Annotated in this window: 18 protein-coding genes; all 18 read right to left on the reverse strand. The window is 37.3% G+C overall.

All coding sequences use genetic code 11. The annotated features are described in order from the left end of the window. Positions 1–3: 3 nt before the first annotated feature. On the reverse strand, positions 4–633 hold the full coding sequence (locus tag ENH66_00410) for a threonylcarbamoyl-AMP synthase (GenBank protein HDZ54165.1): 630 nt from the start codon (positions 631–633) through the stop codon (positions 4–6). Beyond that, positions 614–1,582, reverse strand: a complete 969-nt coding sequence (locus tag ENH66_00415; protein HDZ54166.1) for a hypothetical protein — start codon at positions 1,580–1,582, stop codon at positions 614–616. The genes ENH66_00410 and ENH66_00415 overlap by 20 nt, the downstream gene beginning before the upstream one ends. Before the next feature lie 82 nt (positions 1,583–1,664). Continuing rightward, positions 1,665–2,927, reverse strand: a complete 1,263-nt coding sequence (locus ENH66_00420) for a hypothetical protein (GenBank protein HDZ54167.1) — start codon at positions 2,925–2,927, stop codon at positions 1,665–1,667. Between the two features lie 12 nt (positions 2,928–2,939). Beyond that, the gene (locus ENH66_00425; GenBank protein HDZ54168.1) at positions 2,940–3,935 is read right to left on the reverse strand and encodes a YvcK family protein; all 996 of its coding nucleotides are present in this window, start codon (positions 3,933–3,935) and stop codon (positions 2,940–2,942) included. 10 nt (positions 3,936–3,945) lie between these two features. Continuing rightward, positions 3,946–4,818 (reverse strand): 2-oxoacid:ferredoxin oxidoreductase subunit beta, encoded by an 873-nt coding sequence (locus ENH66_00430; protein ID HDZ54169.1) that lies wholly within the window; start codon positions 4,816–4,818, stop codon positions 3,946–3,948. After that, complete coding sequence (locus tag ENH66_00435; GenBank protein HDZ54170.1) at positions 4,815–6,455, reverse strand: 2-oxoacid:acceptor oxidoreductase subunit alpha; 1,641 nt, start codon at positions 6,453–6,455, stop codon at positions 4,815–4,817. The genes ENH66_00430 and ENH66_00435 overlap by 4 nt, the downstream gene beginning before the upstream one ends. A 41-nt stretch (positions 6,456–6,496) precedes the next feature. Continuing rightward, positions 6,497–8,377 (reverse strand): glutamine--fructose-6-phosphate transaminase (isomerizing), encoded by a 1,881-nt coding sequence (glmS, locus tag ENH66_00440; protein ID HDZ54171.1) that lies wholly within the window; start codon positions 8,375–8,377, stop codon positions 6,497–6,499. Between the two features lie 113 nt (positions 8,378–8,490). Continuing rightward, positions 8,491–9,231 (reverse strand): hypothetical protein, encoded by a 741-nt coding sequence (locus tag ENH66_00445; GenBank protein HDZ54172.1) that lies wholly within the window; start codon positions 9,229–9,231, stop codon positions 8,491–8,493. A gap of 206 nt (positions 9,232–9,437) precedes the next feature. Beyond that, a complete protein-coding gene (locus ENH66_00450) occupies positions 9,438–9,707 on the reverse strand; it encodes a hypothetical protein (protein HDZ54173.1) in 270 nt (89 codons plus the stop codon). Between the two features lie 567 nt (positions 9,708–10,274). Next, complete coding sequence (locus tag ENH66_00455) at positions 10,275–10,793, reverse strand: N-acetyltransferase (GenBank protein ID HDZ54174.1); 519 nt, start codon at positions 10,791–10,793, stop codon at positions 10,275–10,277. A 244-nt stretch (positions 10,794–11,037) separates the two neighbouring features. Further along, positions 11,038–11,409, reverse strand: a complete 372-nt coding sequence (locus tag ENH66_00460) for a hypothetical protein (GenBank protein ID HDZ54175.1) — start codon at positions 11,407–11,409, stop codon at positions 11,038–11,040. 20 nt (positions 11,410–11,429) lie between these two features. Further along, positions 11,430–11,855, reverse strand: coding sequence for a hypothetical protein (locus ENH66_00465; GenBank protein HDZ54176.1), 426 nt, complete (start codon positions 11,853–11,855; stop codon positions 11,430–11,432). A 177-nt stretch (positions 11,856–12,032) separates the two neighbouring features. After that, entirely contained in the window at positions 12,033–14,573 is a 2,541-nt protein-coding gene (locus ENH66_00470) for a leucine--tRNA ligase (GenBank protein HDZ54177.1), read from the reverse strand. A gap of 145 nt (positions 14,574–14,718) precedes the next feature. Further along, a complete protein-coding gene (locus ENH66_00475) occupies positions 14,719–15,642 on the reverse strand; it encodes a TatD family deoxyribonuclease (GenBank protein ID HDZ54178.1) in 924 nt (307 codons plus the stop codon). A gap of 4 nt (positions 15,643–15,646) precedes the next feature. After that, positions 15,647–17,122 carry a methionine--tRNA ligase gene (locus ENH66_00480; GenBank protein HDZ54179.1) on the reverse strand — a complete coding sequence of 492 codons (1,476 nt, stop codon included), beginning with the start codon at positions 17,120–17,122 and terminating at the stop codon, positions 15,647–15,649. Positions 17,123–17,139: 17 nt separating this feature from the next. Then, a complete protein-coding gene (gene rsmI / locus ENH66_00485; GenBank protein HDZ54180.1) occupies positions 17,140–17,817 on the reverse strand; it encodes a 16S rRNA (cytidine(1402)-2'-O)-methyltransferase in 678 nt (225 codons plus the stop codon). Between the two features lie 51 nt (positions 17,818–17,868). After that, a complete protein-coding gene (locus ENH66_00490) occupies positions 17,869–18,897 on the reverse strand; it encodes an AI-2E family transporter (GenBank protein ID HDZ54181.1) in 1,029 nt (342 codons plus the stop codon). Then, positions 18,894–20,159: an insulinase family protein gene (locus ENH66_00495; protein HDZ54182.1), complete on the reverse strand. Its 1,266-nt coding sequence runs from the start codon at positions 20,157–20,159 to the stop codon at positions 18,894–18,896. Before ENH66_00495 ends, ENH66_00490 begins: the two co-directional genes overlap by 4 nt. Positions 20,160–20,265: the final 106 nt, after the last annotated feature.

The following is a 20,265-nucleotide window of genomic DNA, read 5'->3' on the forward strand; positions in this document are numbered from 1 at the left end:
TTTTTAAGACCTGATAATTTTTGGCGGGGAAGTGGTTAAATCCAAAACTATAGACGGCTTGCTTTTGGCCAAATTTCCAGCATCAATAATTAAATCTGGCTGATGTTCCTTTCTCTTAAATTGCCGTAAAACTTCTTTAATATTGCCAGAAGCCGGTTTTCCAGAAATATTAGCCGATGTACCAACGAGAGGTATGTCTAGTTTTTTTAATAGAAAATTCATTGGTTTAAGGTCTGGAATCCGAAGAGCAATCGTATTTTTAGCTACTCCGTAAATTCTCATTTTTGTTTTTTTATTGCCCCGCACCGAATTTTTGCTGGTGCGGAGTCTTTTTAAGACAACTGTTACTCTTCCTGGCCAGACTGTTTCTAAGAACTTTTCCTGTACCTTGTTTATTTTGGCTATTTTCTTGGCTGCCTCAATATTCTTGACAAATATGGGAATTGGATTCTTCGGGGAACGTTGTTTTATCTGAAAAACTTTTTTTACGGCTTTCCTGCTCGTAGCATCGGCTACTGGAATATATACGGTATCAGTGGGGAAAATAATAACCCTACCCTGTTTTAATAAATTAATTACCGAAATCAGCTTTTCTTTTTCTATCTTCTTAAGGTTAATCTTTATTGTCTGCATCTTCTAAGAATTCTAAGGCCAACTTAATTGCTCCTATTGCTGGAATTTGCCTTGGCCGAATAAATTCAACTTTTGGGGCTATTTTTCTAACTTCTTTTTTTATTTTATTTAAAACAACCGGTGACTTTAAAGTGCTACCCACTAAAACTAAAGGAAAATTCTCTTTTTCAAAATTCAATTTTTTTATAACCTGGGCTGCAGCTAAGGCTAATTCTTTTCCTCCTTCAATTAAAATATCTTTAGCAATTTTATCTCCTTTCTTGGCAGCTCTATTGATTAATGGAGATAATAAAGAAATCTGTTCGACAAAATCTTTTTTATAATCAAAGTAAACTCTTTCCATCAATTTCTCTTTTCCCCTGATCTTCCATTTTTGAAAAACTAAATCAGTGAGCTTGGTTTCTTCTCCTCTGCCATCGAGCTGTCGGCAGACCATTCTTAAGGCTCTACGACCCAACCAGAAACCCGAACCATCATCTCCTAAAAACCAGTCCCAACCGCAAGCCATTTCCTCCTTTCCTTTTTTCCAGCCCATGGCCACAGAACCGGTCCCAGAAATTAAAACCACCCCCGCTTTTTTATCGGTACCAGATCTAAAAGCTGCCAGTTGATCCCCCTCAATAATTATTTTTTTATCAGAAAATCGATTAAATTCCGGATATTCAAGAAGGTTTTTTTTAATTATTGTTTTTTTCTTTTTATCTTTCTCTATACCGGCAGCTAAAGCAAGATAAATTATGGCAATTCTTTCTTTCTGATATTTTTTTAAAATATTTCCAATCGCCTTTCTTATATTTAAAACCGCTATTTTCATCCCAACCTTTAGAGGATTAGAAGAACCTGTTTCAGCTTTAATCAGAACCTTACCCCTCAAATTAGCTAGGGCGGCAATTGTCTTTGTTCCTCCTCCGTCTATCCCAATAACATATTGAATTTTTTTTTCTTTCATTGGCTTTTTTCAGTATATCATTTTTTCAGCAACGATAAGAGCCCCGAAAAATGGGGCTCATTGTTGTTAATTAAAAAAGAAATTACTTTCTCTTTTTGACGTTTTTTCTAAATTGACTATAGAAAATTTGATTATCGGCAACATTTTCCATTACTAAGGAATGGGGGCCAATAATACAATCTGACCCAATTAGAATACCGGGCATTAAAGAAGTATTAATTCCTATTGTAACATTTTCTCCAACAATCACTCCCAAAGACTTCAAACCAGTAGTTATCTTCTGTTTCTTGTTTTTAATTTTTATTTCTCCTCGGTCAATTCTGGCATTGGCGGTAACTGTTCCAGCCCCCACCTTACAACCCCGACTGAAAATAGAATCTCCGAAAAAACCTGAATGAATATGACAATCTTCCTGAAAAATTGAATTTTTAATCTCGGCTCCTCCTCCAACCAAAGTATTCTCTTCCAAATTAGTATATCCCCTAATCAAAGAATTAGTTCCAATAATGCAATCTGACCCTATATAACAAGGACCTTTAATTGCAGCTCCTTCAAAAATTTTCACACGTTTACCAATATAAACCTTTCCCTCAATTGTCGCTTTTTTTGAAATTTTGGCTGTATTATTAAATTTTTTATTTAAAAACTTATCGAAAATACATCTCTCTATTTGAAACAAATGCCAGGGGTATTTTAGGGGAGGAGCAATTTTTTCGATAACAATTACTCGGATATTGTTTCTTTTGGCGTACAAAGATAAAGCATCTTCAAAGTCGTAGATATTTTTTTTAACCTTCTGATAAACTATAAAAAAATCCTGAGATAAAAGATAAACACCAACTACTTTTATATTTGAGAGTGTTTTGCCTCTCTTCGGTTTTTCCACAATATCTACAATCTTGCTGCCTTTGAGTTTCATTATGCCGTAAAGTTCGGGCTGATCAGTTTTTTGACCGGCTAAAACAGTTTGAATATTAAATTTTTTGCTCGTTGATTTTAATTTTTTAACTATCTCTCCTCCGTCAACTCGTTCAGCGTTCAAAACAAAAAAAGGACCAGAGATCAAGTTCCTGGCCTGCCAAAGAGCATTGCCCATTCCTTTTGGTTGTTTCTGACAAAGATATTTTATTTTTAACCCGCCGAAAAGCTGATAAAGAACAAGTTCCTTTTCAATATCTCTTTTTGGCCCCTGAATAATAATTAAATCTTTTATTCCTGCTTTTCTTAAGCTTTCTAAAGTATACCAAATCAAAGGCTTGCCCATTATTTTAACGAGACTTTTATGTTTTCGATTTAAGGGCCAAAAACGGGAAGACCCGCCGGCAGCTAAAATTACAGCCTGCATAAAAAAATTAAATTAAGAATCAAGGATTTTTAAAAGAGTTTTAGCCAGTTTATTGGGATCGTGACGAACAAGCCCATTTTTCCTTAGAAAGTTTCCTTTCATAACCTGGATTTTTCTATTTTTAAGATTATCTTTGCTGCATTTAACAAAAGTTGCTCCTTCTCTTTCATACTTTACTACTCTTACCGGTGACGGTCTTTTGTTATTGAAAATAACATAATTTAAAAACTTTCCTCGGACAACATCTCTCCTCTTACGGGAAGGATGATCTGACCAACTTAAATATTTCTCAACTTCATCGATAAAATCTGAGCCAGTGAAATTATTTGTTTCTCCGAGCTTAGTCATTAAATTACAAATGTAAACTTTTTTAGCTCTACTTTTACGAATTGACCTTGATATACTTCTCACTAGAAGGTTGGGGATAATACTTGTATAAAGATCTCCTGGACCAATAACAATTAAATCAGCTTTCAAAATAGCTAGTCTTGCTTTAGGATTTATTTTAACGTTTGGTTTTAAATAAACTTTTTTAATTTTTAACCTAGCATCGTGTTTGGGAACATCAATATTATCCTCACCTTTAATGACCTGGCCGTTTTCCAAGACGGCGTGAAGGTTAGTATCTTGCAAGGTTACCGGGATAACCTCTCCTTTAATATTTAAAATTTTTCCTGCCTCCTCAATTGCCTTTTCAAAGTCTCCTTTTATCCTTTCCAGGGCAGTAATGAAAAGATTGCCGAAACTATGACCGGCCAACCCTCCCTTTTTGAAGCGGTAATTAAAAAGGCTGGCTAATACTCTTTCTGATTGGGAAAGAGCGACCAAGGCTCTTCTAACATCGCCTGGAGGTAAAATGCCAAAATCTTCTCTTAAAATCCGAGAAGATCCCCCATTGTCAGCCATTGTCACAATAGCTGAAAGGTTAACCGGATATTTTTTTAAACCAGAAAGAACCGTATACACTCCTGTCCCTCCTCCGATGACCACAATATTTTTTTTAATCATATTTTAGCTTTTATTTAAACTCGTTGGTAACGGCCTTCCACTCTATTTTCCTTTTAACGGTATGCCAGGGTTTCTTAAAATGAGGCCATTGATCTTCGAAAATCGCTCTTTCTTTTTTATAAAAAACGCCTATTGGCACTCTTTTATTTTTATCAAATCCGTAATCCCATTCCTTGGATTTCTTTAAGGCCTCTCTGAGATTTTTAGAATCGTGATTTTGGCTTCCTATCTTATAAATATTTTTTTGAAAATACGGAATAACGTTATGAAAAATTATACAAGGCTGCAAGACGTCAATAAAAGAGAATCCCTTATGGTTTATTGCCTCTTTTATAAGATTCTTCAAGTGAAGAATATCTAAAGCGTAGCCTCTGGCAACAAAACTTGCTTGACTTTCAAGGGCCATGGCAATGGGGTTTAATGGCGTTTCGGCTACACCAAAGGGGGTTGAAGCTCCGGTGAATCCTTTCTCTGAAGTTGGAGTGGCTTGACCGGTAGTTAAAGAAAAAACCTGGTTATTGTGAACAATCATTGTAATATCTGTATTATAACGGCTCGCATGAATAAAATGGGAAATGCCTTCAGCATAAGTGTCGCCATCTCCGCCAAAACCAATAACCGTTAACTGACGATTAGAGATTTTAGTTCCCAGGCAAACCGGTAAAACCCTGCCGTGAATTCCGTAAAAACCATTTACATTAATGTAATCATAAATTTTGGCATGGCAGCCAATACCGGTTACAATCACCACATCTTTGGCTTGGATTTTTCCTTCATTAACTAAATCAGCCATTGCCTCTCTGGCAGCGCTAAGAATTCCATTGTCCGGACATCCCGGACACCAAGTAATTTCTTCTTTTGTTTTTAAATTTTCAGCTTTCATGATTTTTGTTTTATTTCTTGAACCAAAATATCAGGAGTAAAAGGTCGGCCATCGTATTTGAGAACCTTATTTTGAACAATTAGGCCTGTTTGTTCGGTAATTACGTCGGCCAAAAGTCCCGTGACGCTGTTTTCAACTAAGAAAACTTTTTTAGATTTCTTCATTTCTCTTGCCACCGCCTCTCTCGGAAATGGATCAATATAAGAAACCTGTAAAAATCTAAAATCCTTTAATCTGGGTAAAGCATCAATTATTGCGCCTTTGGTTGAACCCCAGCTAATCAATAAATTTCTTCCTTTACCGTATAAAGAAACAGGCTTCATTGCTCTGATTTCTTTAACAAAATAATGATTTTTTTTGAGACGATTATCACTCATTTTAATAATTGAATCAGGGTCTTCAACAGTATGACCATATTCGTCGTGTTCATAGCCTGTAGCCCGGCTAACTGGACCTTGCCCCGGAACAGCTCTAAGAGATATCCCCTTTTTAGTAATCTGGTAGCTTTTATATTTTCTCCCCGGATTTTGAAGAATAAATCTTCGGCTGCTTATCCGACTTTTCTTCATTTCATCAAAACTATAATTGCTTTCCCCTAAGTGTTTATCTCCTAAAATTATTACTAAAGCTCTGTATTTTGACGATAAATAAAAAGCTTCCTGGATTCTTATTATAGTCTCTTGGGGGTCGCCCGGGGCAACAACAATTTTTGGAAATTCGCCGTGCCCACAGTTTAAGGCGAATTTTAAATCACCCTGACCCGTGTAGGTTGGTACTCCGGTTGAAGGAGCTGTTCTTTGTGCCAAATAAACCACCAGCGGCAGCTCTGCCATTCCAGCTAAGCTTAAAGTTTCGGTCATTAAAGCAAAACCGCCCCCCGAGGTACCAACCATCACCTTGGCTCCGGCAAAGGAAGAACCTAAAGCCGCATTAACCACTCCAATTTCGTTTTCTAACTGAGCCACTAAAATATTATATTTTAATTGTTTCTTAGCTAAAAAGTGCAAAACGGGGGTAGCCGGAGTCATTGGATAGGCCAAATAAATATCCATTCCAGAGGCTAAAGCTCCCAGAGATATTCCTTCGTTTCCTGTAAAAAAATATTTCCGGGGTCCTATCTTTTTGACATTTTCTCGCTTTTTGGCCAAATTACAACCTTCTTCTATTGCTTTTTTTATTAAACCGTTTTTCCCTTTAAATTCTTTTTCTGCAGCATCAAATAAAACTTGCTCGTCAACTCCCAGATATTTTAAAAGATAACCTATGAAGATATCGTTTCCTAAAATCTTGGGGCCTTTTATTTTGTTTAGAATTGTCTCAATATCAAGCGAATGCATCCTTTTTCCTTTCAGACCCTTGCTTCCGATAACGAAACCCTCTTTATTAAGGTTTTTCTGGTGTAAATTTATGGTATTTTGATCCAAGGCCAGAATAATGTCATATTTTTCTCTGTGGGAGTAAACTGGTTTGTCAGAAATTCTTAAAATATTAAAATTATGCCCTCCTCTTATTAAAGAAGGGTAATCCCGATAATTAAAAACATAATAACCCAAATTACAGAATACTTTTCCTATAAAATAGGAAGTGACGGCTGAACCTTGGCCGGCTTTTCCTCCAATTAAAATTATTTTTTCCATATTAAGGCAATAGCATCACAAATATTGGGGCTAATTACAGTTTATTCTACGGTCACGCTCTTTGCGAGATTGCGGGGTTTATCAACATCGCAACCTCTTAAAACTCCCATATGATAAGCAAAGAGCTGCAAAGGAATGACGCTTAAAATTGGGGTTAACATTTCAAGGGTCTTTGGAATATAAATTACGTCATCTGCTAAATCTTTTATCTTTCTATTCCCTTCGGTAGTTAAAACTATCACCTTTCCTTTTCTGGCTTTGATTTCTTCGATATTAGAAATCATCTTTTCATAAACTGAATCTTCTGGACAAATAGCCATTGTTGGGAAGTCTTCGTCAATCAAAGTAATGGGACCGTGCTTCATTTCGCCCGCAGCGAATCCTTCTGCGTGAAGATAAGATGTTTCCTTTAGTTTGATAGCGCCTTCAAGAGCAATGGGATAATTATATTTTCGTCCTAAATAAGCAAAATTATTATACTTAGAATATTTTATAGCAATTTTTTGAATCTTATTATTCGTTTTTAAAATTTCTCTCGCTTTCTCCGGAATAAGTGCTAATTCTTGAGCAATCCGCCGACCTGTCGCTAAAGACATGTCACGTTGTCGTCCCAAAAATAAAGTCAAAAGAGCCAAAACAACTAACTGAGAAATGAAGGCTTTTGTTGAAGCTACAGCAATCTCTGGTCCAGCGTGATTATATATACCGGCATCCGTTTCGCGGGCAACCATACTTCCCACTACATTAGTAATACCCAAAGTAAGAATATTTTTCCGCTTAGCTTCACGAACTACTGCCAAAGTGTCGGCTGTCTCCCCGGATTGGCTGATAGTTATTACGGCCGTAGAAGGATCGAGAATGGATTTTTTATAGCGGAATTCTGAACCATAGTCTGTCTCAACAGGAATCCCGGCATACTCTTCAAGCATATATTCTCCCACTAACGCGGCACAGCGAGCAGTCCCGCAAGCTCCGATAATGATTCTTTGGATTTCACGTAGTTTATTTTCCACCCCCGCTATCCCTCCTAATCTTGCCAGTCCCTCTTTCTTAATCAATCTTCCCCGTAAAGCATTTTCAATTACTTCTGGTGCCTCAAAAATTTCTTTTAACATAAAATGAGGGTAGCCTGATTTTTGGGCCTTTTCTAAATCCCAATCTATTTCTTCAACCCGTTCGGTTTTACTCGGGGTTGATCCCGAGTTTATTGAAAGATTAATTGGTTTTTCCTTTTTGTTTTGAGAAAGATCGGTAATAAAAAAAATCTCGGGAGTTAAAACGGCAACCTCTCCATCATCAAGATAAACCACCTTTTTCGTCCTGCCAATAATGGCTGAAGGATCTGAAGCAACGATGTATTCTTTCTCTCCCAAGCCAATCAAAAGTGGTGAAGAGTTTCTGGCTACGACAATCTTTTCTGGATCATCCCGGGAAATTATTGCCAAACCATAGGTTCCTCTAATTAATTTCAGAGCTTTTGTTACTGCTTCTTCTAAATTACCATTAAAAAATTTTTCGATCAAATGAATTATAACTTCAGTATCGGTCTTTGATGAAAATTGATGCCCCTCTCGGGTAAGTTTTTTCCGCAGAATCTTATAATTTTCAATAATTCCATTATGGACAAGATAGATATTTTTTTTGCAATCTAAATGTGGATGAGCATTTTTCTCGTTTGGTTCCCCATGCGTGGCCCAACGAGTATGAAAAATTGCTGGACTTCCAGAAAAACCAGATTGCTTGATTTTTGCCTCCAATAAATCAATCCGGCCAGCCACTTTAATCAAATGGATTTCTTTTTTAGCTGAATCGAAAATAGCCATACCTGCCGAATCATATCCTCGGTATTCTAAACGCTTTAGGGCTTCAAGCCCAATCGATAAAGTATTCTGTTTTCCGATATAGCCAACTATGCCGCACATAAAATTATTTTTAATTCTACATCTTATTTCAAAAAAAGAAAAGAGGCCGCTGACCCGGAGGTGAAATTTCCGAGCTAGCGGCCTTTGTCTACTATTAGTCAGTTTAGGTCAATTTATTTTAGATGACGCCAGGTTAGGTGTCCTGCAATGGCGATTAATAATAATTCTCCACCCAGAAAAGTCTTCCAGAAAGGTGATTCCTCCTCTCTGGGTAATTGGCCGCCAGTTGGTGGCTGACCACCAGTTGGTGGTAGCATCTTAGGAACTTCGGCCATTGGCGTCTTATGAGCCTCAAGCGTCAGCGTCGGCGAAGGGATTGGTGTGGGTGTCGACGTTGGTGACGGTGATGGCGCCAGTGTTGGCGTGGACGTGGGCGTTGATGTCGGTGTCGGTGTTGACGTAACCCTCAGGCACGGAGGGAAGCTTTCGCTTTTCTCCGGATTAAGAGCGAGATTAACATTTATGTCCACCTCCACCCGAAGCGCGTTGGCCCGGGAGTCGACGTTGACCGTCAACAGAGGATCATACTCGAATTCCAGGACCGCGCCGCCAGCCAAATTCACGTCAACGCTCGTCATTACACCAGGGACGGGCTGGAACTTAGGGTCTCCTCCCCGCGATGGTGGAATATGCTGCGCCAGCATGAGCGGTACGCTGTAGCTGACCTTCTTATTCGTCAAGTTCTTGACCGTGATCAGACCGAACACGTTACCGTCCGCATCGCAACTCGCAGCGACAAGAGTCACGCGAACCGGAGCCGACGAATACGCATCGCTCTTACTGATCTGAAAAATGCTGACTACTATCAGCAGCAAAACTACTAACAGTGAACTAAAAAAGACCCCTCTGTTCATTACTACGCCTCCTTGATACTAGGGGAGCCTGCTAACCATTAGGTTAGCTTCGCTACCAATTAGACACTATAACAAAGTATTCAAAGAAAGTCAAGCCCGAATAAGTCTCAGGCGGATATCAAAAAACCGCCTTCTTGCCTACCTAAATTTCGAAGAAACTTTGGCGGGCTTGGCGGTTTTTTGATTAGATTAAACTAGAATTTAAATTATTGCGGTAATGCAGATGCACAAGCGGGTATCTGCATAAGTTGTTGCAATGTTTGTTGACATTGTTGCACTGTGGCTTGTATTGTTTCCGCACACTCTGCTTGAGCCGCTGCTGTTAATTGGGGTATAACTTGGGTATCTATATTTGCTTTGCATTCTGCTTCTGCTTTTTTAGGAACACTCACTGTAAGTGTATAATAAGTCCAACCAGCCAAAGCAATTAAAATTACAATTAAAACTACAATAATGATATTTTTTGAATTGCCCATGTTTAAACTTGTTATCAATATTTTAAAAAAAACCGACCTTTATATTTATATAATTATTCTATCATTAAATCGTTTTTTTAGAAATCAACTTAATAAAATTGTATCTTTTCTTATTATACCAAAAAACCGCCTTCTTGGCGATTTATAAAGTTAACTAATAACTAAAAACTATAAACTAATAACTGAAAATTACTTTGTAATTTTTATTGGCTCCGCGGGTAGGAATCTCACTGCTCGCTTCGCTGCGCTTTAGACACCCACGGCACTTCGTCCTGAGCTCAGTATCGAAGGATTTCTAACGTTTTCGCCTCAACGGCGAAAGCCTGTTTTCCTACACGGGAAAACACCCAGTTTTCCCGACCCCTTTCTGTGGTTCTCATCCTCCCCCTCCGCAATCATCACAAATCAAAAACACCCATAAAGGGTGTCTTGATTTTGGGAGCTCCCCCTATTGGACGCGTTTAGAACCATTGATTGGAGAAAGATGAGGGAAGAATTAGATAAATTAGCTCCTTTGGTTGCGGGACTTGGACGGTGTTAGAAGCTGTTTATTGTAGAGTATTTAAACTATTTCACTTTAGCAAATAACAAATGATCCATCAGTTTATTGTCTTTTAGGACATCTTTTCTCAATCTCCCTTCATATTTATACCCTGCTTTTTCTAAAACTCTTACCGAGGCTTTATTGAATGGGAACACATCAGCGTATACTCTTTTTAATCCTAATTTAGTAAAGGCATACTTTGTTACCAATTTTACAGCAAAGGTCATAATTCCTTGTCCCCAATACTTTTCTCCTAACCAGTAACCTATTTCTGCTTTATGGACTTCGATCTTATCAAGACCAATACCTCCTATAATTTTTCCATTTATATCAATAGCAAAATTAATTTCGGTTCTCTTTTTTTTCTTTTGTAATTTTAAATTGTGGTTAATCCAAAAACGAGCATCCTTTTTCTTATAAGGATAAGGGATTCTTAAGGTATTTCTTGCTATTTTCTTACTGTTTATATTCTTTGTTAAAGACTCCTCGTCTCCTTTTCTAAGGGGCCTTAATATAAATTGTTTTGAGTGAATAGTGGGCATAATTATTAGCGTTTTATTTTTCTATTCTATCAAAAAATCGCCTTCTTGGCGATTTTCTGAAGCTAACTCCCCCTACAGGACGCATTCAGAACCTTAGATTGGGGTAAGATTAGGGAAAGCCTTAGAGATTTGGAACCCCTTATGGCTACTTATCTAAATCCTCTGGCTAAACGGTGTTATTAAAGACCGTTTGAGATAAACAAAAAGGCCTCGATACTCTATTGAGCCGAGGCTTTATTCCCTCCTATTCTTGAAGACTATCGAGAAGATTAGCAATGTTACGCACAAGACCCATTGTTGGTATGATTTCGTCAGCTTCTGGAAAGTTAAATCTACTAACAGTGTTAACGACCACTTTGGCTCCAACTGCTTTAATCTGTGGAATTATTTTGTTTGCATCACCTGCTGGTATATCGCCAAAGTGTAGTATAACTACATCTACTCCTTTGGCAATATCAACAACTCTTTCTACGTCTGGCCCGTGGCCGAAGCCATAGCGTTCGAGATTGGTCCAGCTAACATCTAATATTTCAAAACCTTTTCTTCTTAGTAGTTGTTCAACTGACCCCCAAAGAAAAGCAAGTTTGTCTTCGTAATCAACGATTAGAACTTTCACGGTTAGCTCTCCTTTAAGCCTTAGAGGCCGGCTTCTGCCAGCTCACGGAACCAACAGGCTGCAGCAAGCAGAAAGACGAGCTGCTCAGACCTATCCGTATTATGTGGAAGATAAAGAATCCATTCCTTGTCTTCTTTAATCATATGCTCCCATTCATTGTGGGACGGGTCAAAACCACAGGCATTTCCTGGACAATTCCAGGAACGAAGTCCGTGTTCATTGTCTATATGAACATTGAATTCGAATTCTAATGCCGTTTCCCCAAAGTATTGCTTTCCTGCGGTAACAAGACGCTGCTGAATTCTCTCTATCTGTTCTCTGGTTAGCGTCTTAAAGAAACGAACCACACTAATGTGGAAATAAATGTTAGCACTTGCACTATAGTTACCTTTCTTTGGGAAAGAAACTTCTACTCGTAATTTCTCAGTATGATCGTGTAGCGGCATTTCTTCTCTCCTCCGTTCGTGGCTGTTCTTGGCAATCCTTATTCAATTGAGAAAGTGCGAAACTCTCTCTGTTAATTTTATATCTTAACGGCTTCCGAAAATAAGTCAAGTCTACTATCAAAAAACCGCCTCTATGGCGATTTTCTGAAGCTAACTCCGGGAGTAGGACTCGAACCGTTAAATCACGATATTGATTAATTTTCCCGGGACGAAGATCACTCTCTTAATTGTTCTACTTTTTAACCATTTTTTTACTTTTTCCAGGGAAGTTGCCAATTCTCTGGCTTTTTTTTCTGAAATACCAGCTTCAACATCAATTTTATCACGGACTTTACCATTTATCTGAATAATCATCACTATAACCTTTTCTTTAATTAATTTTGGGTTATATTTTGGCCAAGGTTGATTATGAATGGAGTTTCGTATATTAAAATGTTTATCCTCCGACCCTCGTCGGCCGTAGCCGACTTCGGTCGGCGAAGGCCGAAGCTTTCTAGTCAAAGAGGACCAGAGCTCTTCGGTCAAATAAGGAGTGAAGGGCGATAAAATTTTCAAGAAATTTTTAAAATCCTCTTTTCCTAATCCATCCTTTCCTTCTATTTGCCAGGCATTACAAAATTCCATTAATGAGCTAACAGCTGTGTTAAATTTTAAAGACTCAATATCTTCTGAAACTTTTTTAATTGTTCTGTGGAGTATTTTTTTCAAATCTAGGGAGCCTTGAGATTCTGGAGCAGCAAGAAATTGTCCGGCTAATTTCCAAACTCTTTCCAAAAACCTTTTAGATCCCTTTACTCCTTTCGTGTCCCAGGCAATCATTTGTTTAAAGGGCCCCATAAACATCTCGTAAATTCTCAGAGTATCGGCACCATATTCTTCTATAATTTGTTCAGGACGTATAACATTGCCTTTGGACTTGGACATTTTAATTCCTCCCTCGCCAAGAATTATTCCGTGAGAAGTTCGTTTTTTGTAAGGTTCTGAGCCAAGAGATTTTGGTACAGCCCTGATATCCCACAAAAATTTATAGATAAAACGAGAATATAATAAATGTAAGGTGGTATGCTCCATGCCCCCATTGTACCAGTCCACCGGCATCCAATATTTAAGTAATTTCTGATCGGCTAACTTTTTTTCGTTTTTAGGGTCGCAATAGCGAAGGTAATACCAATTGGAACCTGCCCAGTTTGGCATAACATCGGTTTCTCTCTTAGCTTTGCGGTCGCATTTTGGACATTTAGTGTTCACCCATTTCTCAAGGGCTGCCAACGGAGATTCGCCGGTCTCGGTGGGCTGATATTTTTCAACAAGGGGGAGTTCAACCGGTAAATCCTTTTCTGGTACAGACACCCAGCCACATCCTTCACACCTAACCATTGGAATTGGCTCTCCCCAATATCTTTGGCGAGAAAAAATCCAATCTCTTAATTTATAATTGATCGTTTTTTTTGCCAGACGCTTGCTGGCTAGCCACTCAATAATTCTTTCTTTTGCCGCCCCGGATTTCATTCCATTAAATCTGCCAGAATTAATTAATATCCCTTCTCCTTCATAGGCCCTCTCCTTGAGTCCACCTGAAACGACCAAAGAAGCTCTTTTTGAAGTTGACCTTGAGGGCTGCGCAGGGTGGATTACCTCAATTATTGGCAGGTTATATTTTCTGGTAAAATCAAGGTCTCTTTGGTCGTGAGCAGGTACTGCCATAATGGCTCCGGTACCGTAGTGAATTAAAACATAATCTGCTATAAAAATTGAAATTTGCCGATTGTTTATTGGATTAATGGCTTTAACTCCCCTAATTTCTACTCCAGTTTTTTCTTTAATCTCGCTTAGTCTTTCTTTTTCAGTTTTCTTCTTGGCTTGTTCAATATATTTCTTAACGCTTTCTAAATTCTCAATTTTTGATTCTAATTGTTCAATTACCGGATACTCCGGAGATAAAACTAAATACGTACAACCAGATAAAGTGTCTGGCCTAGTGGTAAATACGGAAATCTCGTGTTTCGTGCTTTTAATTTTGAATTTTATTTCTGTTCCTTCGGATTTTCCTATCCAATCTCTTTGTAACGTTTTGACTCTTTCTGGATAATCAATGTTATCTAAATCTTTAATCAATCTCTCGGCGTATTTGGTGATTTTTAACATCCACTGTTCTTTTTCTTTTTTAATAACTTTTTGACCGCAGCGTTCACAGTGACCATCGACTACTTCTTCATTGGCCAAACCGATCTTGCACGAGGGACACCAATTGATTGGTATCTCGGCTTTATAAGCCAAACCCTTTTTAAAAAGTTGGACAAATATCCATTGGGTCCATCTGTAATAAGCCGGGTCGGTAGTGTTAATTTCTCGGCTCCAATCAAAAGAAAGTCCTAGTCTTTTTTCCTGACGTTTAAAAAAAGCGGCGTTTTTCTCGGTAACGGTTCTTGGATGAATCCCCGTCTTGACGGCGTAGTTTTCGGTTGGAAGCCCGAAAGCATCCCAACCCATCGGGAACAAAACATTAAACCCCTCCATCCTTCTTTTCCGAGCAATAATGTCTAAGGCTATATAACTCCGGCAATGTCCTACGTGCAATCCTTCACCCGATGGGTAAGGAAATTCAACTAAAATATAGCTTTTTGGTTTTCTAAGCAAGTCTTTGGCTAGATAAAAATCTCTTTCTTCCCAAATCCTCTGCCACTTCTTTTCAATTTTTTGCGGATTATATATCTCCATAACTAAATCTGATTATTCAATTTATCATAAAAAAACAGCTTTCTCAAACCCCCACACCATAACGAGCATAAATTCCATTTATTTGCGCAAAGCGCAATGCTCGTTATGGTGTGGGGGAAAGCTGCTATTTTTTAAAAAAATTATGCTAAATATTAAATAATTTTTTAGTATTTTGGCAGGTTATCCGAGTTACTTCTTCAAAAGTTATATTTTTAATTCTTGCAATTTTTTGAGCAACATATTTAATATAAAGAGGTTCATTCCTCTGGCCTTCGTGGGGGGGCGGAGTTAAATAAGGAGCATCAGTTTCAATTAAAATTTTCTCTAAGGGTAATTTTTTTACTATTTCCTGCCAATCTGGCGCTCCTTCTATCTTTTTAAAAACTAAGCCATTGAATCCAAAATAAAGGCCCATTTCTAGATATCTCTGTGCCTGCCTTTCATCTCCGGTAAAACAATGAACAACCCCGTTAATTGCTGAAATGTTAGATTGTCTAATTATCTGAATAAGGTCATCGTGAGCCATTCGACAATGGAAAATTACTGGCAAATTTAGTTCTTTGGCCAAATTTAATTGTTGACAGAGGACGGACCTCTGTTTTTCTTTAAATTGTTCCAGCTTTTTTTTAGTTTTGGGTTTGTAATAATAATCTAAGCCAATCTCGCCAATGGCTACCACCCGCCTCCTCGGCGGGTCGCCGATGAGGCGACTTTTTTCATCTTGGGCCAAATCTTTAATTTGAGCGGAGCGAAAATCAAGGTTCTTGCCAAGGGCAAGGTTCTTATACTTTTCGTAGTCAAATTCTTCTATCCGAGTTTTAAAGATTGTCTGAGAATCTACTTCTGAATGATCGACTTTTCTTTCTTCCAGATGAATTGGATGAAGGCCAATGGCAGCAAAAACTCCGTTGTCATATCTCTTGGCAATTTCAACTGCTCTCCTGCTCGTTGAATATTGAGAACCAACATTTATCACCCAGACATTATTCTCTAAAGTCCGCTTAATGACTTCGTCAACATCATCTTTAAAAGCATTAAAATTCAAATGAGTATGAGAGTCAATTAACATAATTTTAGAAATCCGGCCAAGGGGCCAGTCGGGGAAAAAGAGATTTTCCCTTTTCGGGTTTAAATTTTCTCTTTTTATCTTTTATATCAACGCCGAGTTGTTGAAATATTTTCTCTGAAGTTTCTGGTAAAAATGGCTGTAAAAGAAAAGCGATGCTAGATAAAGTAAACAGTAAATCTTGTATAACTTTTTGATTTTTATTCTCCCAGGGTTTTTCTTTTTCAATATATTTATCGCAAAAGCTAATTAACTCCCAAACTGAAGACAAGGCTTTATTAAATTTAAATTCATCTAAAGATTTTTTATAACTTTGCCGGATTTCATCAGTTTTAAGTTGAATGGCTTGGAGGGGATAGGCTTTTATGTCTATTTTCTCAGCAAGAGTTAATATTCTGGCCACCAAGTTCCCAAGACCACTTGATAAATCAGCATTATATCTTTTCTCAAATTTCTCATAAGTAAAGTCGCCGTCTTCGGTTGGTGGAATTTCCTTTAAAAGAAAATACCTGACAGGGTCTGTACCGTATTTTTTTACCAGTTTGAAAGGATCGATAACATTACCCAAACTCTTTGACATTTTTTGGCCTTCTACCGAAATGAAACCATGAACAAAAATATTTTTTGGCAACTCTAATCCCAAAGAAAAAAGGATGCCTGGCCAAATTGCAGCATGAAACCTCAAAATATCCTTGCCAATACAATGAATATCAGCTGGCCAATATTTTTTAAATTCTGATGAATTTTTATCATAACCAAGAGCAGAAATATAATTGGTTAAAGCATCTGTCCAGACATAAATCGTTTGATTTTTATCATCTGGCACTGGAATCCCCCATTTTAAGTCTTTTCTCGGCCTAGAAAAACTAACATCTTTCAAGCCCTGTCTAATGAAACTTAATATTTCATTTTTGCGGACCCCTGGAATAATTTTCATTCTGTCTTCTTTTATAGCTTTTTCGATTTCTTTTGAGTACTTTGAAAGCCTAAAAAAATAATTTTCTTCTTCTATAACTTCTGGCTTCTGTTTATGTAGAATGCATTCGCCATTTATCAAATCCTTTTTAGTGATAAAAGCTTCGCAGCCCGAACAATAAAATCCTTTATATTTCTTTTTATAAATATCGCCGTTCTCTTTTAATTTTAGCCAGACTTTTTTAACTGTTGGCCAATGTTTCTTTTGGTCGGTGGTTCGAATAAAATCGTCGTTAGACAAATTTAAGGTTTTTTTTAATTCTTTAACTTTTTTAACAATCTGATCGACGAACTCTTCTGGGTTTCTTTTCTCTTCTTCTGCTGCTTTAACTACCTTTGCCCCGTGTTCGTCAGTTCCGGTCAAAAAGAAAACCTCCTCGCCCAAAAGCCGGTGGTAACGAGCGATAACATCGGCCTGAATTGACTCAAACGCAAAGCCTATATGAGGAAAAGCATTAGTATAAATGATACTAGTGGTAATATAGAATTTTTTTCTTTGATTTAACATAAATTTAAGAAATGGAGCTATTTCTTTTTCACAATAATTGTGAATTCGCCTTTTATTTTGTCTTTCTTGATTTTCTCAATAACTTCTTCGATATCTCCTCGATAAGTTGTTTCAAATTTCTTGGTTAATTCTCGACAAACGACTATTGTTAATTGTTGATTACCAAGGGTTGACTGTAACTCCTTTAAGGTTTTGATTATTCGGTAAGGCGATTCGTAAAAGATAACTGGATATTTTGACTTTACTACTTCTTCAAAAAATTTTCTGCGTTTCTTTTTTTTTGGCGGGAATCCCAAAAACAAAAATTTATCCATCGACAAACCAGAAATTGAAGCTGCGGCTATCACCGCCGAAGATCCAGGGATAGGAATAACTTTTACTTGATCACTTAATAGTTCGATTACTGTTTTAACTAATTCGTTTCCTGGATCTGAAATTCCTGGCGTTCCGGCATCAGAAACTAAAGCTAAATTCTTGCTACTTTTTAGAAGTTGAATTATAGAATTAACTCTCTGAAGCCTTGAATGCTGATGATAGCTTAAAGTAGAAGTTCTTATATTGTAGTGGTTAAGCAATCTTTTGGTCACCCTGGTATCTTCGCACAAAATTAAATCAGCCTCTTTTAATACTTCTAGAGCTCGGAGGCTGATATCCTTAAGGTTGCCAATTGGGGTTGCAACAATGTATAAATTCATTGTCTCATTGTTGAATGGTTATATTGTCAAATTGAAAAGCAATTTAGCAATTTATAACACTATTGATTCCTCTTCCTTCTTTTTTGCTAAAAAATCTTTTAGAAATTCAGACAGAATTCCAGCCAGAGGAATTGCAAATATTGCCCCTAAAATCCCAAGCAATTTCCCGCCAATAACCAGAGAGATTAAGACAATAACCGGAGAAAGCGCAACAAACCTCTTGGTCAACAAAGGAGTCAGGATGTTATTTTCGATCTGTTGAACCAGGGTAAAGGCAACTAAAGCGAAAATTGCCCTCAAGGTACTATCCAGAGAAATGATTACAAAAATCAGAATACCGGTCACAATCGGGCCAATAATAGGAATAAAGTTCAGAACTCCAGCCAATAATCCTAGGGTCAAAGGATATTTTACATTAAGAATTAAGAAAGCGACATAAACAACTCCGCCAACAAAAATACTGGCTAAAATCCTACTGAGAAACCAACCGCTTACTTTCCTCTGGCATCTTGCCCAAAGGTGCAAAACATAGGTTTCATATTTTTTAGGGAATAACAGTGATAATGATTTCTCCACTCCTTTTTCTTCTAAAGAAAGGAAAATAGCAATAGTGACAACATAGATAGTGGAAAAAATACCGCCAAAAATGGCTGATACGGCTCCTAAAAAGCTAGCCGCTATTGTCTCCACTGATTTATTAAGCAACCCTATAAAACTTTCTATATCCTCGAAGGCTTCTACTCCCAGGCTTTTCAGGGGAGGGGAAATTGTTTCAAAGTATTCAGGGAGACCTTGAGAAAATTTCTGGATTTCAACGAAAAATAAAGAAGCAAGAGAATAAATCAATAGGCTTATTAGACCGAAAATTCCGATATAAACAAAAATAACTGCCAATACCCGCGGGATTCTTTTTCTTTGGAGGAAATCGATTATCGGATTAAATAGAATAGAAATAATTAAGGCGAAAATCGAGAGAATTAAAATATCCCTAATCAAATAAATTATGTAGAAAAGGAGAGCAATAAACGCTATTTTAAAAATTGTTCCCAAAGATATGTCTAAAACACGGCTTCCGTTCATATCTTTAATAGTTTTTTGAATTTATTTTTATCTTGAAAAGGCCCAATAAAGGCTAAATTTAATTTTTGCGGTTGAAATATTTCTTGAGCAACCAATTGAACATCTTCGACCGTTACTTCATCAATTTTCTTTAATTGCTCTTTTAAGGTTAAAATTTTTTCTTCTAATATCTCTTGTCCAGCATAAAAGCTCGCCTGAGTATCAGAAGATTCTAAAGATAAAATCGAGTTCCCTTTTAGATAATCTTTGGATTTCTGCAGCTCTCTCTTATCTACTTTTTTATTCTTTAAAGACTTATACTCTTTTAAAATCAAACTTATTGCCTTCTCTGTATTTTTATGATCCACCCCGCTTTGAGTCACTAAATATCCAGTGTCTGGATTATTCTCAGAAGAAGATCTGATATAATAACATAAGCCTGCCTTCTCTCTAACTGATATAAAAAGCCGAGAGCTCATATTCCCACCCAGAATAGTAGTTAACACTACTTGGGCGTATTTTTTAGGATGAAATAAACCATAAGCCCTAACCCCTAAGCAAAAATGGGTTTGGTCGGTTTTTTTAAAATGGAACAGACTCTGGGGACGATTTTGCTTTTCAGTCACTTTCAATCTTTTTTCGGGAATTCCAGTTCTTATCTTTTTAAAATATTTTTTAATTTTCTTCTCGATGGCCTCTGGATTAATATTGCCGGCCACACAAACAATAGTGTTTTTTGCCAAATAATGATTTTTGAAGTAATCCAAGAGTTGGTTTCTTTTTATTTTGGCGATAACTTCTTTTTCACCGGTTATCATCCAACCAGCCGGTTGATTTCCGTAAAGCAGCTTTTCCCATAAATCATGAATATAGCTCATAGGTGTGTCCAAATACATATTTATTTCTTCAATGATCACTCTTTTTTCTCTCTCTATTTCTTGCGCTTCAAACTTTGAATTCAGGAGGATATCTGAAACCCAGTCTAAGGCCAAATCTAAATGTTGGGAATCAATTTTCGCCCAATAACCGGTTAATTCTTTCGAGGTAAAAGCGTTGTACATTCCCCCTACTCGGTCAAGGGTTTCAGCGATCTTGAGGGTGCTTGGTCTCTTTTTTGTTCCTTTAAAAAACATATGCTCCAAAAAGTGAGAAATGCCGTTGATTTCTTTTGTTTCATATTTCGAACCCGTCCCAACTAACACCAAAACAGTTACTGTTTTGGTGTTTTTCAAAGGAACAGTAATAACCCGAAAACCATTTCTAAAAGTAGTTTTTTTGAACATCTTTAAAGGCCTGGAATTAGAGCAAGACTCTTCATATTTCAGTTTATCAAATTTTTCATTAAAAACAAAATCCCCACCACTTTTTATCAACTAAACCTGAACAAGC

The sequence above is a fragment of the Candidatus Nealsonbacteria bacterium genome, assembly GCA_011050465.1.
Taxonomy (GTDB): Bacteria; Patescibacteriota; Minisyncoccia; order Minisyncoccales; family RBG-13-36-15; genus RBG-13-36-15.

Bases quoted from the DNA above. Each gene is read 5' to 3' on its own strand.
- glmS (HDZ54171.1), bottom strand. From the start codon at position 8,377: ATGTGCGGCATAGTTGGCTATATCGGAAAACAGAATACTTTATCGATT.
- ENH66_00475 (HDZ54178.1), bottom strand. From the start codon at position 15,642: ATGTTAATTGACTCTCATACTCATTTGAATTTTAATGCTTTTAAAGAT.
- ENH66_00425 (HDZ54168.1), bottom strand. From the start codon at position 3,935: ATGATTAAAAAAAATATTGTGGTCATCGGAGGAGGGACAGGAGTGTAT.
- ENH66_00490 (HDZ54181.1), bottom strand. From the start codon at position 18,897: ATGAACGGAAGCCGTGTTTTAGACATATCTTTGGGAACAATTTTTAAA.
- ENH66_00450 (HDZ54173.1), bottom strand. From the start codon at position 9,707: ATGGGCAATTCAAAAAATATCATTATTGTAGTTTTAATTGTAATTTTA.
- ENH66_00480 (HDZ54179.1), bottom strand. From the start codon at position 17,122: ATGTTAAATCAAAGAAAAAAATTCTATATTACCACTAGTATCATTTAT.
- ENH66_00455 (HDZ54174.1), bottom strand. From the start codon at position 10,793: ATGCCCACTATTCACTCAAAACAATTTATATTAAGGCCCCTTAGAAAA.
- rsmI (HDZ54180.1), bottom strand. From the start codon at position 17,817: ATGAATTTATACATTGTTGCAACCCCAATTGGCAACCTTAAGGATATC.
- ENH66_00430 (HDZ54169.1), bottom strand. From the start codon at position 4,818: ATGAAAGCTGAAAATTTAAAAACAAAAGAAGAAATTACTTGGTGTCCG.
- ENH66_00415 (HDZ54166.1), bottom strand. From the start codon at position 1,582: ATGAAAGAAAAAAAAATTCAATATGTTATTGGGATAGACGGAGGAGGA.
- ENH66_00420 (HDZ54167.1), bottom strand. From the start codon at position 2,927: ATGCAGGCTGTAATTTTAGCTGCCGGCGGGTCTTCCCGTTTTTGGCCC.
- ENH66_00410 (HDZ54165.1), bottom strand. From the start codon at position 633: ATGCAGACAATAAAGATTAACCTTAAGAAGATAGAAAAAGAAAAGCTG.
- ENH66_00470 (HDZ54177.1), bottom strand. From the start codon at position 14,573: ATGGAGATATATAATCCGCAAAAAATTGAAAAGAAGTGGCAGAGGATT.
- ENH66_00435 (HDZ54170.1), bottom strand. From the start codon at position 6,455: ATGGAAAAAATAATTTTAATTGGAGGAAAAGCCGGCCAAGGTTCAGCC.
- ENH66_00495 (HDZ54182.1), bottom strand. From the start codon at position 20,159: ATGTTCAAAAAAACTACTTTTAGAAATGGTTTTCGGGTTATTACTGTT.
- ENH66_00465 (HDZ54176.1), bottom strand. From the start codon at position 11,855: ATGCCGCTACACGATCATACTGAGAAATTACGAGTAGAAGTTTCTTTC.
- ENH66_00445 (HDZ54172.1), bottom strand. From the start codon at position 9,231: ATGAACAGAGGGGTCTTTTTTAGTTCACTGTTAGTAGTTTTGCTGCTG.